This is a genomic window from Streptomyces sp. NPDC046379 (genome assembly GCF_055587785.1).
Window position 1 is genome coordinate 86,874 of sequence record NZ_JBVJFP010000022.1, and the last position, 13,569, is coordinate 100,442.

11 protein-coding genes and 1 pseudogene are annotated in these 13,569 nt (G+C 71.5%); 3 read left to right on the forward strand and 9 right to left on the reverse strand.

The annotated features are described in order from the left end of the window. Positions 1-196: 196 nt before the first annotated feature. Both ACZ6KF_RS30010 and ACZ6KF_RS30015 read right to left on the reverse strand, forming a co-directional pair. Positions 197-532, reverse strand: coding sequence for a hypothetical protein (locus ACZ6KF_RS30010; protein ID WP_356630453.1), 336 nt, complete (start codon positions 530-532; stop codon positions 197-199). After that, positions 529-831 (reverse strand): hypothetical protein, encoded by a 303-nt coding sequence (locus ACZ6KF_RS30015; protein ID WP_469241262.1) that lies wholly within the window; start codon positions 829-831, stop codon positions 529-531. The genes ACZ6KF_RS30010 and ACZ6KF_RS30015 overlap by 4 nt, the downstream gene beginning before the upstream one ends. Positions 832-917: 86 nt before the next feature. Here ACZ6KF_RS30015 and ACZ6KF_RS30020 point away from each other — a divergent pair, with 86 nt between their 5' ends. Continuing rightward, on the forward strand, positions 918-1,934 hold the full coding sequence (locus ACZ6KF_RS30020; protein ID WP_356630449.1) for a helix-turn-helix transcriptional regulator: 1,017 nt from the start codon (positions 918-920) through the stop codon (positions 1,932-1,934). On the opposite strand, the gene ACZ6KF_RS30025 is transcribed toward ACZ6KF_RS30020, so the two are convergent. Both ACZ6KF_RS30025 and ACZ6KF_RS30030 read right to left on the reverse strand, forming a co-directional pair. Continuing rightward, on the reverse strand, positions 1,888-2,961 hold the full coding sequence (locus tag ACZ6KF_RS30025; protein ID WP_356630447.1) for a helix-turn-helix transcriptional regulator: 1,074 nt from the start codon (positions 2,959-2,961) through the stop codon (positions 1,888-1,890). The genes ACZ6KF_RS30020 and ACZ6KF_RS30025 overlap by 47 nt on opposite strands. A gap of 227 nt (positions 2,962-3,188) precedes the next feature. Beyond that, positions 3,189-4,298 carry a sugar ABC transporter substrate-binding protein gene (locus ACZ6KF_RS30030; RefSeq protein WP_356630444.1) on the reverse strand — a complete coding sequence of 370 codons (1,110 nt, stop codon included), beginning with the start codon at positions 4,296-4,298 and terminating at the stop codon, positions 3,189-3,191. 292 nt (positions 4,299-4,590) lie between these two features. On the opposite strand from ACZ6KF_RS30030, the gene ACZ6KF_RS30035 reads away from it, so the two are divergent. Continuing rightward, positions 4,591-6,315, forward strand: a complete 1,725-nt coding sequence (locus ACZ6KF_RS30035; protein WP_469241264.1) for a fibronectin type III domain-containing protein — start codon at positions 4,591-4,593, stop codon at positions 6,313-6,315. Positions 6,316-6,386: 71 nt separating this feature from the next. Here ACZ6KF_RS30035 and ACZ6KF_RS30040 read toward each other — a convergent pair whose 3' ends face one another. The 5 genes from ACZ6KF_RS30040 to ACZ6KF_RS30060 form a co-directional block, all read right to left on the reverse strand. Then, positions 6,387-6,839 carry a heat shock protein transcriptional repressor HspR gene (locus ACZ6KF_RS30040; RefSeq protein ID WP_356630707.1) on the reverse strand — a complete coding sequence of 151 codons (453 nt, stop codon included), beginning with the start codon at positions 6,837-6,839 and terminating at the stop codon, positions 6,387-6,389. A 13-nt stretch (positions 6,840-6,852) separates the two neighbouring features. Further along, the gene (dnaJ, locus tag ACZ6KF_RS30045; protein WP_356630440.1) at positions 6,853-8,025 is read right to left on the reverse strand and encodes a molecular chaperone DnaJ; all 1,173 of its coding nucleotides are present in this window, start codon (positions 8,023-8,025) and stop codon (positions 6,853-6,855) included. 51 nt (positions 8,026-8,076) lie between these two features. Continuing rightward, the gene (gene grpE / locus ACZ6KF_RS30050) at positions 8,077-8,733 is read right to left on the reverse strand and encodes a nucleotide exchange factor GrpE (protein ID WP_356630438.1); all 657 of its coding nucleotides are present in this window, start codon (positions 8,731-8,733) and stop codon (positions 8,077-8,079) included. Then, complete coding sequence (gene dnaK, locus ACZ6KF_RS30055; RefSeq protein WP_356630436.1) at positions 8,730-10,574, reverse strand: molecular chaperone DnaK; 1,845 nt, start codon at positions 10,572-10,574, stop codon at positions 8,730-8,732. The genes grpE and dnaK overlap by 4 nt, the downstream gene beginning before the upstream one ends. A gap of 104 nt (positions 10,575-10,678) precedes the next feature. Beyond that, on the reverse strand, positions 10,679-12,454 hold the full coding sequence (locus ACZ6KF_RS30060; protein ID WP_469241266.1) for an MraY family glycosyltransferase: 1,776 nt from the start codon (positions 12,452-12,454) through the stop codon (positions 10,679-10,681). A 327-nt stretch (positions 12,455-12,781) separates the two neighbouring features. On the opposite strand from ACZ6KF_RS30060, the pseudogene ACZ6KF_RS30065 reads away from it, so the two are divergent. Then, a pseudogene (locus ACZ6KF_RS30065) lies at positions 12,782-13,569 on the forward strand (Fe-S oxidoreductase); the annotation flags it as partial.

Sequence of the window (13,569 nt, forward strand, 5' to 3'; positions counted from 1 at the left end):
CCATGCCGGAGACGACCGTGAAGTTGGCGGCGAGCACGACGCCCCCCCCCCCCCCCCCCCCACCCCCCCCCACCCCCCCCCCCCCCCCCCCCCACCCCACCCCCCCCCCCCCCCCCCCCCCCCCCCTCCCCCCCCCCCCCCCCCCCCGCTGCGGGGGGGAAGCGCCTGAGCGATCTTTTACGACGGGGGAATCGCGTCAGGCGCTGCGGGGGGTGGCCGAGATGGTCACGGGGCCGGAGGTCTCCGGCTCCGCCAGTTGGTGATCCCTCTGGTCGAGGTTCACGAAGATCATTCCGTACCGGATGGCACAGCGAACCGGCTGGGGGGCGCCGCGGGGCCGGCGCAGGCACCGGTAGGCCCGCACGTCCCCGTCCTCGTCCCGGGTCACCACCACGGGCTCGCCGAAGACGGTCACCATCAGCGAGTCACCGTCGTGGGGGATGGCGGTGACCAGGTCGATGAAGTGCCATCCCGAGCGGTAGGCGGTGGCCATCTCCCGGCGGAAGGAGCGGTCGTCAGGCGGAGTGGTCACCTCGACCCCTCCGCACCGTCTGCGCCAATCACCGGCCAGCTGGTGTCGTCGGTGTGGTCTCCGGACCCGGCCCCCGGCCAACTGGTGTCGTTGGTCGTGGCGCCGGAGCCGGCGCTCGGCCAACTGGTGTCGTTGGTGGTGTCGGCGGACTCGGCGACCACCGGCCACCTCGTGTCCGCTCGAACGTCAACCTTCCCGCCGGAGAAGCCTGCCAGCACTCCCAAGGCCGCAGCGGCGGAGAAGGATGCCACAAGCACCGAGCGAAGCATTCTCTTGCCCATAGTCGGCTTCGTCCTCACTTGAAGGTCCCCTCTTCCCCCGTCCGGTATGACGATGGCTCATTCAGGCATGTGGTGGCCACATAATCGATGCATCATGTTCCTGCATGTTCAGGGTCCTGGGGGGTGGAGATTTGGCAACGAATCGGACTAAAGCAGTACATCCCCATGCGGTGACCGAGATGTGTGAACTGGGTAGTCGTCTCTACGCGACCGCTCTACGCACCGGACGCATCTCCCGCACGGACGGGGAGTCGGCCCCCTGCCTGATGGAATTCGCCCTGCTGCACCCGGATCCGGACGATCCGGACTGGTTGCGTCCGGTGCCCGCCCCGGTGGCCCTCGCCCAGCGCCTCAACCCCATCGAGCGCGAGATCAGCGAGCGCCGCCGGCTCTCCGTCGAACTGGCGGACTTCTTCGAGCCGTTCATGACCCTCAGCGCCACCAGCAACGCCACCGAGGCGATCACCGTGCTGGAGGGCGGCGAGCGGATCAACGCGGCCCTCAACCTGGCCACCGCGCAGTGCCAGTCGGAGGTGCTCACCGTCCAGCCCCAGGACCGCTTCTCCGAACGGAGCCTGCTGCGCGGGCTGGAGCGCGACCGGCCGCTGATCGAACGCGGGGTGAAGATCCGCACGCTCTACCAGCACACGGCCCGGTACAACCCGGAGAAGCTGGCCTACGTGGCGCACCTGTCCAACGGCAAGGTGGAGTACCGCACCATCGACGAGCTGGTCGAGCGGCTCATCATCTGCGACGAGACCGTCGCCTTCATCCCCACCCGCGACGACCAGCAGGTCGCCCTCGAACTGCGCCACCCCGGCCTCGTCCGCTATCTGATCAAGGTGTTCGAGTTCATGTGGGGCCGCGCGGTGCCCCTGACGGCCGGCGCCCCCTACGAGGCGGCCGCCGACGGCATCACCAACATCCAGCACTCCATCGCCAAGCTGCTGGTCGAGGGCCATGTCGACGAGGCGATAGCGCGCCGCCTCGGCATGAACGTCCGCACCTGCCGCGCCCACATCGCCAAGCTGGCCTCGGCGCTCGGCAGCGGCAGCCGCGCCCAGCTCGGCTACCTCATCGCCCAGTCGGGGATTCTCGACCAGGGGGAGACGACGGGCTGAGCAGGCCGAACCCGATGTCCCGGCCGGACGGGCCCGACGGCGGCCGCGGCGGCCCGTCCAGCCCCACCTGCGCGATCCGCACCCCGAGCTGGGTACGGCTCGCCGCGCCCAGCGTCTCCGACAGCCGCGCGATGTGCGCCCGGCACGTCCGGACGCTGATCCCCAGCCGCTCGGCGATCACCGCGTCCTGGTGCCCCTCCGCCAGCAGGGCCGCGATGGACTGCTCGCGGTGCGAGATGCCCTCGAAGCCGGTGTCGGGCAGCGGCGCGGTCAGCGGGATCGCCAGCCGCCACAGCCGGTCGAACACGGTCACCAGGTAGGCCACGAGCCCGGGGTGGCGCAGCTCCAGCGCGATGGTCCGGTCCGCGTTGGCGGGGATGAAGGCGACCGTGCGGTCGAACAGGATCAGCCGGTCGATGACCTCGTCCAGGGTGCGCGCCTCCACCGCGTCGCCCATCAGCTCCAGGTAGTTGAGCAGGCCCTGCCCGTGCCGTGCGACGTGGTTGTACAGGTCCCGCATCCGCACGCCCCGGCCGCGCAGCGCCAGCGCCCGGTGCAGCCCCTCCGACAGCTCGTGCTCGCGCCGGATGCCTCCGGGCTGCACGGTGAGCACCTCGGTGGTGCAGGCGTCGGTCGCCTCGTCCAGCGCCGCCTGGATGCGCGCCGGGCCGTCCAGGACGCGCAGCGCGGAGCCCTCGGAGGCGGCCGGCGCGGCGGCGGGGCCGCCCAGTCCGGCGTACGACTCGAAGGCGGCGACGGCGGAGCCGACCCGGCGCTGGCTGGCGCTCAGCTCGTCGCGCACCTCGCGCAGCAGCCGGGTCATGACCTCCTGCGGGGAGGTCGGCACCAGCCAGTCCATGTCGTCGGGGTCGGGGTGCAGCAGGGCGAGGTCGAGGAGGCAGGGCACCGGCTCGGCGTCGCCGCGGGGCACCCTGCCGCGCCGTACGGCCCGGGAATACACGCGCCCCCCGGCCTCGCACAGTCGGTCAGCACCATGCGGATGCTCGTCCGTCCCGTGCCCGGCCATGGCCCATTCCACCCCCGGTTCCCGCCTCTTCCGCAGCGCAACTATGCGCGGAGAGTGCCCGGTCCGCAACACGGCTCTCCCGGCCGCGTCCGAGGGACTGCACCGGTATGCGCGGGTTCGACCGGGAGCTTTCCGGGGCGCGCAGCGCAAAACCGGGCGCCCGGAAAACGCACGGAGGGGTGGCCGCGCCCGGCGCGCGCGCCACCCCCACGTCGCCGGTCACCGGACTACTTGAGCCCGATCTCCGCGCAGGCCGCCTTGTAGTCGGCCGTGCAGATGTCGGAGAGCTTGTGGATGCCGTCGGCGACGACGGTCTCCTCGATGTTCTCGCGGGTCAGCGCGACCACCGGGAGCAGCTGGGCGGGGATGCCCTGGTGGGTGGGGCTGTCGACCTTGTCGCGGGTGAGCGCGTCGAACTGGATGTCCCGGCCCTGCACCTTGGCCACGGCCATCTCCGCGGCGGCCTCGGCCTCCTGCGGGTAGGACTTGTAGACGCTCATGTACTGCTCGCCGGTGACGATCCGCTGCACGGCCGCCAGCTCCGCGTCCTGACCCGTGATGGGCGGCAGCTCGGTGACGCCCGCGGCCTTGAGCGCCTCGATGACGCCGCCGGCCATGCCGTCGTTGGCGGAGTAGACGCCGGCGACGTTGTCCTTGCCGATCGCGGCGATGGCCTCGGTCATGTTGGCCCTGGCGTTCTCGGGCTTCCAGTCCTTGGTGTCGAAGGACTTGGCGATCGTCACCTTGCCGTTCAGCTCCGACAGCGCGCCCTGCTTGAACTGCTTGGCGTTGGGGTCGGTGGGCGAGCCGTTCATCATGACGATCTTGTCGGAGGTGTCGGCCCCGCTGCCGAGCGCCTCCATCAGGGTGCGGCCCTGGACCTCGCCGACGAGCTCGTTGTCGAAGGAGATGTACGCGTCGATCGGGCCCTCGGCGAGCCGGTCGTAGGCGATGACCGGAATGCCCGCGTCCTTGGCCTTCTCCACGCCGTCCGCGATGGCGTGCGAGTCGACCGCGTCCAGCAGGACGACGTCGACCCGGTCGTCGATCAGCTGCTGGAGCTGGCCGGCCTGCTTGTCGGCGTCCGCCTCGGCGTTGGCGTAGACGACCTTGCCCTTGCCGTTGGTCAGGTCGGCGACCTTCTCCTTGATGATCGGGTAGTCGAACTTGTCGTACCGGGTGTTCGCGGTTTCCGGCAGCAGCAGACCCACGGTGATGTCGTTGCCCTTGGTGGGCGTCGCCTCGCTGCCGTCGCCGGTCGCGCCCAGTACTCCGCAGCCGGCCAGGGACAGGGCCAACGACGGTGCGACCACGGACATGGCGATACGACGACGCATGGGGGAACTCACTTCTGGTGCCTTCCGGACAGGTCGCGTCGATGCGACCCAGATGACTGAAAAGCCAACGCGCAGGCGACCCCCAGCGTCAAGCAGAACTACTTAACGAGATGGCAACATCACGTTCCGCTTGGCTTGTGCACACCTCGCGCAGTCACCCGCCCGAAGCCTCCACAATCCTTGCGCGACACGCTTCTTGGACGGAATACGGGTCCCTGCAACCAAATGCTCCCGTCACTGGTCGTGATCACCGGGCCTCTCACGGCTCTCCCGAAATCGTCCAGGAGATCGAATGACTCCAGCCAGAAGCACGACGGCCAGAACCACGACCGCCACGGCCCTCGTGCTCGCCACGGCGGGCGGTCTGCTCGGCGCGGCCACCGCCACCGCCACCGCCGCGACGACCTGCACCTCACCCGTCTTCAAGCGCCAGTTCTTCGCGAACACCACCTTCTCCGGCACACCGAAGAAGACGGACTGCGACAGCGTCGTCAACCAGAACTGGGGCACGGGCGCCCCGGCCGCCGGCCTGCCCGCCAACAGGTTCGGCGTCCGCTGGACGGTGACCCGGGACTTCGGCTCCGGCGGCCCGTTCACCTTCACCGTGTCCGCCCAGGACGGCGTCCGGGTCTATCTCGACGGCAAGCTCAAGATCGACCTGTGGAAGAACGTGTCGTCGACCGTGAGCCGGACGGTCCACCTCACCATCCCGGAGAACAAGCACAGCCTGCGCGTCGACTACGTCAACTGGACCGGCACGGCGAACGTCGAGTTCACCTGCACGCCCCGTACTTCGGCGACCGTGGACAAGGTCGAGCCCAAGGCGCCGACCGGCACGTCCGTCGCCCACGACGCCGCCACCGGCAGGGCGAAGGTCTCCTGGGCGAAGAACAAGGAGATGGACCTCGCCGGCTACCGCGTCTACCGCCGGCCCGCGGGCGGCGCCTGGACCAGGCTCGCGACGACCACCTCGACGTCGTACACGGACACCACCCTCCCGGCAACCGGAGCCTCGTACGCCTACCGCGTCCGCGCCCACGACAAGGCCGGCAACCTCTCCGACCCGGGCGCCGAGAAGACCGTCACGACGACCGACCGCACCGCCCCGGCCGCGCCTGCCACGCCGACCACCGCCTCGGAACCGGCGGGCCTGTGGATCGGCTGGACCCCGGTCCCGGACGCCGCCTCCTACCGCGTGTACCGGGCCGCCTCCCAGACCGGCGCGTACACCGCGGTCGGCAGTGCGTCCGGGGACTCCTTCGTGGACACCACCGCCGAGGAGGGCGTCACCCACTACTACCGCGTCACGGCCGTCGACGCCGCCGGCAACGAGTCGGACAGGTCCGCCGCCGTCTCCGGCCGACGCCGCGACCTCACCCCGCCGTCCGCAGTCACCGGCCTGACGGCCACCCCCACCACGTACGGCTTCCGCCTGGAGTGGGACGCCAATCCGACGCCGGACCTCCACCGGTACGTCGTCCACGCGGGCGACGTGATCACCGAGGACGGAGAGAGGTACTGCGACGCCTGGGAAGCGGAGTGGCTGTCCGCCGACACCACCACCGTCGACCTGGGCGGCCGCCCGGACGGCGAGGAGCGCTGCTTCTTCGTCGACGCCGTCGACGACGCGTGGAACTCCCACTACGAGTGGACGCACGAGCCCACCATCGTCGCCGCGACCGAGTTGGACACCACACCGAGCGTCCCCACGCCTGCGGGCGCCCCGCTCACCGTCACGGCGCGGGGCGTGGGCGGCGTCGAGATCGACGAACGCGGCGAGGGCAACGAGATCCGGTGGGAACGGTCCGCCGAGGAACCGCCGGCCTACTACCGCGTCCACCGCTGGAATCCCGAAACGTCGGCCTACGAGCGGATCGCCGAAGTCTCCGGCGACACCCTCTCCCACTTCGACGGCGCGGCCCCGCGCGGCACCACGTCGTACTACTGGGTGACCGCTGTCGGCCACGACGGCGCCGAGTCCCTGCCCGCCGGTGACTACGCGATCCTCCTGCCCTGACGCCGCCCAACGCGCGGACAGGCCCCGGAGTCCGGCGAACTCCGGGGCCTGTCCGTACGCGCGGCGCCGCGTCAGTCCGCCGACTGCTGGCGCTTGGGACGCCACACCACCAGCGCACTGGTCTGCTGGACCTCCTGGTACGGGACCAGGTCGCGGCGGTAGGAGGCGTGGACGGCGGCCTCGCGCTGGCGCATCGCCGCCGCCGCGCCGTCGAGCGCGTCCTCCAGCTCCGCCACCCGCGCCTGGAGGGCGGCGACCTGGTTCTCCAGTTCGATGATGCGCTTGATGCCGGCCAGGTTGATGCCCTCGTCCTGCGACAACTGCTGGACCTGGCGGAGCAGTTCGATGTCCCGGGCCGAGTAGCGACGGCCGCGTCCGGCCGTCCGGTCCGGAGACACCAGCCCCAGCCGGTCGTACTGGCGCAGCGTCTGCGGGTGCAGGCCGGACAGCTGGGCCGCCACCGAGATGACGTAGACCGGGGTCTCCTCGGTCAGTTCATACGGATTGCGCCGACGGCCGTTCATGTCCATGGCTGACTCATGCTCCCTTCGCGGCCTGGAACAGCTCCGCCCGCGGGTCCTCGCCCGCGGTCGCCTCGCGATACGCCTCGAGTGCGTCACGAGCCTTCCCCGACAGGTCCCGCGGAACACTCACCTCCACGGTGACCAGAAGGTCGCCGCGGGTGCCGTCCTTGCGGACCGCGCCCTTGCCCCGGGCGCGCATGGTACGCCCGTTGGGCGTGCCGGGCGGCAGCTTCAGCGTCACCGGCGGGCCGCCCAGGGTCGGCACCCTGACCTCCCCGCCCAGCGCCGCCTCGGCGAACGTCACCGGCACGGTCACCGTCAGGTTGTCGCCCTTGCGGCCGAAGACCGGGTGGGCGTCGACATGGACGGTGACGTACAGGTCGCCCGCCGGGCCGCCCCGCTCGCCGGGCGCGCCCTTGCCGCGCAGCCGGATGCGCTGCCCGTCCGAGACGCCGGCCGGGATGCGCACCTGCATGGTCCGGGACGACTTGGCGCGCCCCGAGCCGCTGCAGACCTCGCACGCGTTCTCCGCGATCAGCCCGCGGCCCTTGCAGTCCGGGCACGGGTCGGTCAGCGAGAACCCGCCGCCCGAGCCGCGCGCCACCTGCCCGGTGCCGACGCACGTCGGGCACACGCGCGGCGTGCCGTTGGCGTCGCCGGTGCCGGAGCAGGCCTTGCACGGGGCCTGGGAGGTCATCCGCAGCGGGACCGTGGCCCCCTCGACCGCCTCCGTGAAGCTCAGCGTGACCTCGGTGTCCACGTCCTGCCCGCGGCGCGGCTGGGTGCGCGCGCCGGTGGTCGTGCCACCCCGGTTGAACAGGCCCCCGAAGACGTCGCCGAGCCCGCCCCCGAAGCCGCCCGCCCCGCCCTGGGCGCCTCCGAAGAGGTCGCCCAGGTCGAAGTTGAACGAGCCGGCTCCCGCACCCGGGCCCGGACGGAAGCCGCCGTTGCCGAACAGCGCCCGCGCCTCGTCGTACTCCTTGCGCTTCTTGGGGTCGCCGAGGACGTCGTTCGCCTCGGAGATCTCCTTGAACCGCTCCTCGGCCTTGACGTTGCCCTTGTTGGCGTCCGGGTGGAACTCGCGGGCGAGCTTCCGGTACGCCTTCTTGATCTCGGCCTCGGTGGCGTCCTTGGGGACGCCGAGGACCTTGTAGTAGTCCTTCTCGATGAAGTCCTTGGTGCTCATCCCCGACGTCCCTCCTCTCCTGCGTGCGTCTGTCCTGCGTGCGTGATTACGTCAGCCCTCCTCCGGGCCACCGTTCTCCTTGTCGTCGGCCGATTCGGCGTTCTCCTCCGCCGGCTTGACCGTCTGCGCGCCCGGCTGCGGCTCGGCGACCGCCACCCGCGCGGGGCGGATGGTGCGCTCGCCGATGCGATACCCGGGCTGGAGGATCGCCACGCAGGTCGTCTCGGTGACGTCCGGTGCGTAGCTGTGCATCAGGGCCTCGTGGATCGTCGGGTCGAAGGGCTCGCCCTCCTTGCCGAACTGCTGCAGGCCCAGCTTGGCCACGACGGTCTCCAGCGACTCGCCGACCGACTTGAAGCCGCCGACGAGTTCGCCGTGCTCCCGCGCGCGGCCGATGTCGTCGAGCACCGGCAGCAGTTCCGTCAGGAGGTTCGCCACGGCGATCTCCTTGACCGTGACCCGGTCCCGCTCCACCCGGCGGCGGTAGTTCTGGTACTCGGCCTGGAGGCGCTGCAGGTCCGCCGTGCGCTCGCCGAGGGCGGTGCGCACCTGGTCCAGCTGCGCCAGCAGGCCGGCGTCTGCGTTCGCGTTCGCGTCCCCGGCCGGGGCCGCCCCCTCCTCGGGGGCGGCCTTCGGCTCGGCGTCGTCAGGAGTGGCGCCGGAGGGGACGTCGGGCTTCTCCTCGAAGCCCGGGGTCTCCTCCGTCACGCGGCACCGTCCTTGCGCTCGTCGTCCACGATCTCGGCGTCCACGACGTCGTCGTCGCCCTTGGCGTCACCCGCGCCGGCGGACGCGCCGCCCGCGGCCTGGGCGCCCTGGGCGTCGGCGTACATCGCCTGGCCGAGCTTCTGCGACACGGCCGCGACCTTCTCCGTGGCCGTGCGGATCTCGGCGGTGTCCTCGCCCTTGAGCTTCTCCTTCAGCTCGGCGACGGCGGCCTCGACCTCGGTCTTGACCTCGCCCGGGACCTTGTCCTCGTTGTCCTTGAGGAACTTCTCGGTCTGGTAGACGAGTTGCTCGCCCTGGTTGCGGGTCTCGGCGGCCTCGCGGCGCTTGTGGTCCTCCTCCGCGTAGCGCTCGGCCTCCTCGCGCATGCGGTCGACCTCGTCCTTCGGCAGCGAGGAGCCGCCGGTGACGGTCATCTTCTGCTCCTTGCCGGTGCCGAGGTCCTTCGCCGTGACGTGCATGATGCCGTTGGCGTCGATGTCGAAGGAGACCTCGATCTGCGGGACGCCGCGCGGCGCCGGGGGCAGACCGGTCAGCTCGAACATGCCGAGCTTCTTGTTGTACGCCGCGATCTCGCGCTCGCCCTGGTAGACCTGGATCTGCACGGAGGGCTGGTTGTCCTCGGCGGTGGTGAAGATCTCGGACCGCTTGGTCGGGATCGTCGTGTTCCGCTCGATCAGCTTGGTCATGATGCCGCCCTTGGTCTCGATGCCGAGGGACAGCGGGGTGACGTCGAGCAGCAGGACGTCCTTGACCTCGCCCTTGAGGACACCCGCCTGGAGCGAGGCGCCGATGGCGACGACCTCGTCCGGGTTGACGCCCTTGTTGGCCTCCTTGCCGCCGGTCAGCTCCTTGACGAGCTCGGCGACGGCGGGCATGCGGGTCGAGCCGCCGACGAGGACGACGTGGTCGATCTCGTTGATCGAGATGCCGGCGTCCTTGATGACGTTGTGGAACGGCGTCTTGCAGCGCTCCAGCAGGTCCGCGGTCAGCTGCTGGAACTGCGCGCGGGTGAGCTTCTCGTCCAGGTGCAGCGGGCCCTCGGCGGACGCCGTGATGTACGGCAGGTTGATCGAGGTCTCGGTGGACGAGGACAGCTCGATCTTCGCCTTCTCCGCGGCCTCGCGCAGACGCTGCAGCGCCATCTTGTCCTTGGAGAGGTCCACGCCGTGGCCGGACTGGAACTGCTTGACCAGGTAGTCGACGACCCGCTGGTCCCAGTCGTCACCACCGAGGTGGTTGTCGCCGTTGGTGGCCTTCACCTCCACGACGCCGTCGCCGATCTCCAGCAGCGAGACGTCGAAGGTGCCGCCGCCGAGGTCGAAGACGAGGATCGTCTGGTCGTCCTTGTCGAGCCCGTACGCCAGCGCGGCGGCCGTCGGCTCGTTGACGATGCGCAGGACGTTCAGGCCCGCGATCTCGCCGGCCTCCTTGGTGGCCTGGCGCTCGGCGTCGTTGAAGTACGCCGGGACGGTGATGACCGCGTCGGTCACCTTCTCGCCCAGGTAGGCCTCGGCGTCCCGCTTCAGCTTCTGCAGCACGAAGGCGCTGATCTGCTGCGGGTTGAACGGCTTGCCGTCCAGCTCGATCTTCCAGTCGGTGCCCATGTGGCGCTTGACCGACCGGATCGTCCTGTCGACGTTGGTCACGGCCTGGCGCTTGGCCACCTCACCGACCAGCACCTCGCCGTTCTTCGCGAAGGCGACGACGGACGGCGTGGTCCTGGCGCCCTCGGCGTTGGTGATGACGGTGGGCTCGCCGCCCTCCAGAACGCTGACGACGGAGTTAGTCGTGCCCAGGTCGATGCCGACCGCACGTGCCATGGTTGATTCCTCCAGCGACTTGAGTGGAACGGACTCAAGTGTGCACCACGGCTTCCCCCGGGTCAACAGACCTGAGCCTGGTGGGCTCAAGTCTTATCCGCTCCTTACACGCAACTGCCTTCCGGCCTGGAAGGACGCGGGGGGAGGCGGGGTGGTTGCGCCGCCGGGGAGGACGGGCGGGGCGAGGGCGGCGGGGGCGGGGGCGACGACGGTCGTGCGGCTGCGGCGGTCCGGGTGGAGGGGACCGAAACCACGGCGGGGGTGCGGGCCTGGTGCGGGGCCGGGGGTCTCATGACGGGTGCGACGGGTGGTGCTACGGGTGCGACGGGGGCGGCGGACCCGTGCGATCCGACGCCTGAATCGGACATCTCCACACGAACACGTTCCTCCGCCCAATGCAAGCCGCTCACCGCGTCCCGCGCGCGAGGCGCCGCTCCGCCCGATGCGCCGCCCGCGCGGACCGTCCCCCGCGGCTCGGCGGGCGTACGCAGGGAGCCGCGCGACACCATGGGCGCCGAGTCGGCCGTGAAGTACGCCCCGGCCGGCGCGGGCGCGCGACCGCCGCCGGCCGGCGCCGTACGGGTCCCCGTCGGCGCCCGTCGCACACCGCCGGCCGGCGTGACGCGGTCCGGCCCGCCCGACGCCCGGCGCATGAGGGCGGGCAGCCTTCGCGCACGCGCCGACCGCAGCCGCGCACCCTTACCGGCCGGCCGCGTACCCGTCGTCCCCGGCCGGCGCTCCGCCACCGCCCCGGTCCGCCCGGCCGGCACCCCGGGCCCGCCCCCCGCCGCCGCCTTCCGCCGCCGCTGCGGCACCCGCACACCGCCACCGGCGGGCCCGCTCCCACCGGGCCGCCGTCCCCCCGGCACCGCCCGTACCCCCGTGACCGCCCCCGGCCGGCCCCCACCGGGCACTCCCACCCGCACCCGGAGCAGCCCGAGCACCACCACCCCCGCCGCCCCTGCCACCCACCACACGGCCCCGGGCCGCATCCACCCCCCGTGCACCAGCACCCCCACCGCCACCCCGCCGGAGGCAGCCACCCCCACCACCAGCGTCACGCCCCTCCCCGTCAGCCCCAGCCGGCGCAGCCGGTGCGTCACGTGGTCCGGCGCGGGGCGGTGCACGGGCCGGCCCGCCAGCCGTCGGCCCAGCAGCACCAGGGCGATGTCCGCGCACACCACGGCGGCGAGGGCGAACAACACCGCCGCCGAGGTCAGCGGCTCGTACCCGGCGCGCACCAGCACGGCCGCCCCCGCGGCCACGAACCCGGTGAACAGCGACCCGCACGCGCCGAGCGCGATCCGCGCGGGCGGCCAGTTGTGCATGAGGAACCCCGTCAACGCCGCCGCCTGCACGCTCAGCAGCGTCGCGAGACCGTCCATCACCTCGACCGAGGCGCACACCGCCACGCCGAAGACGGTGACCATCCCGATCGTCCCGGCGAGCCCGTCGCCGTGGTCGAAGGCCCGGAACGCGACGGCGACGACGGTCACCCACATCACCGCCGCCACTCCGCCGACCAGGCCCGTCTCCTCGTACGGCATGACGCAGGCCGCCGCCACCGCCGTACCGCCGGCCGCCACGCGGGCCCGCAGCCGCCACACGTCGGCGGCCAGCCCGAGCAGGGCGACGGCGGACCCGGCGGCGAGCAGGTCCACGGTCTCGTCGTCCAGCGCGGCGAGGCCGGTCCAGTGGCCGGCGCCCGCGACGCCGACGGTGGTGAGGACCACGGCGACCCCACCCAGCAGCGGCACGGGCGGACCGCCCGCGCGGCGCCGGTCGAGCAGTCCGAGGCGGCGTGCGGGCGCACGGAGCAGGGCCGCGAGCAGCGCGGCGAGGAAGAGGGCCGCGGTGGCGGCGGCGATCCCATAGAGCACGGGCCCTAAACTAAGGCGAATGTCACGTTTTGTGATGAATACGGAGATCAGCCCGGCGCGCCGTGTCCCACCCAAAGGTCCCACCCACAGGTCCCGCACCGTCCCGCCCTCGGCCCGGGCGGGGGCGATCGGGGCCCTCCCGGGGGCCCATCGGCGGTCGATCCGGCGCCGACCCCGGACCCGCTGAGGCGACCCTGAGCGACGCACATCACGAGTCCGCTGACTACAGTGCAGCTCAGGGGGTGGGTAGTCTCAGACGGACTGCATAAGTTACCGCTTAGTAATGACGGATCTTCGGATCCCCCTCGCAGGCCCGAGGAGCCCCTCATGCAACTCGCCGCGATCATCGTGTCGCTGGTTCTCACCGTGGTCGGCGTCGCCCTGCTCGCCCGCGCCATCGGCCAGTTCGTCCGGTACTTCAAGCTGGGCCAGCCCGTGCCCGCCGGCAGCCGGACGGACAACCCGTACCAGCGCAGCGTGACGCTGACCAAGGAGTTCCTCGGTCACACCCGGATGAACCGGTGGGGCGTCATCGGCCTCGCCCACTGGTTCGTGGCCATCGGCTTCCTCACGCTGCCGCCGACCCTCGTCCAGGCGTTCGGCCAGCTGTTCCAGGCCGACTGGGTGCTGCCGGTGATCGGGGGGTTCCTGCCGTTCGAGCTGTACATCGAGTTCATCGGCGTGATGACGGTCCTGGGCATCGCGGTGCTCATCGTGATCCGGCTGCTCAGCCTGCCGACGCGGCCGGGCCGCAAGTCCCGCTTCGCGGGCTCCAAGTCGGGCCAGGCGTATTTCGTCGAGTACGTCATCCTCACCATCGGCCTCGCCATCTACGTGCTGCGCGGCCTGGAAGGCGCGCTGCACCACGTCGAGCACTACGAGGCGTCGTACTTCGCGTCGTACCCGCTGGTCCTGGCCTTCGACGGGCTCGACGTCGGCACCCTGCAGAACCTGGTGTACCTGGTCGCCACGATCAAGATCGGCACTTCGTTCGTGTGGATGATCGTGGTCTCGCTGAACACCGACATGGGGGTGGCGTGGCACCGGTTCCTGGCGTTCCCGAACATCTGGTTCAAGCGGAACGCGGACGGGTCGACGGCGCTGGGCGCGTTGCA

Bases quoted from the DNA above. Each gene is read 5' to 3' on its own strand.
- ACZ6KF_RS30030 (WP_356630444.1), bottom strand. From the start codon at position 4,298: ATGCGTCGTCGTATCGCCATGTCCGTGGTCGCACCGTCGTTGGCCCTG.
- ACZ6KF_RS30025 (WP_356630447.1), bottom strand. From the start codon at position 2,961: ATGGCCGGGCACGGGACGGACGAGCATCCGCATGGTGCTGACCGACTG.
- ACZ6KF_RS30040 (WP_356630707.1), bottom strand. From the start codon at position 6,839: ATGAACGGCCGTCGGCGCAATCCGTATGAACTGACCGAGGAGACCCCG.
- dnaJ (WP_356630440.1), bottom strand. From the start codon at position 8,025: ATGAGCACCAAGGACTTCATCGAGAAGGACTACTACAAGGTCCTCGGC.
- ACZ6KF_RS30035 (WP_469241264.1), top strand. From the start codon at position 4,591: ATGACTCCAGCCAGAAGCACGACGGCCAGAACCACGACCGCCACGGCC.
- ACZ6KF_RS30020 (WP_356630449.1), top strand. From the start codon at position 918: ATGTTCAGGGTCCTGGGGGGTGGAGATTTGGCAACGAATCGGACTAAA.
- dnaK (WP_356630436.1), bottom strand. From the start codon at position 10,574: ATGGCACGTGCGGTCGGCATCGACCTGGGCACGACTAACTCCGTCGTC.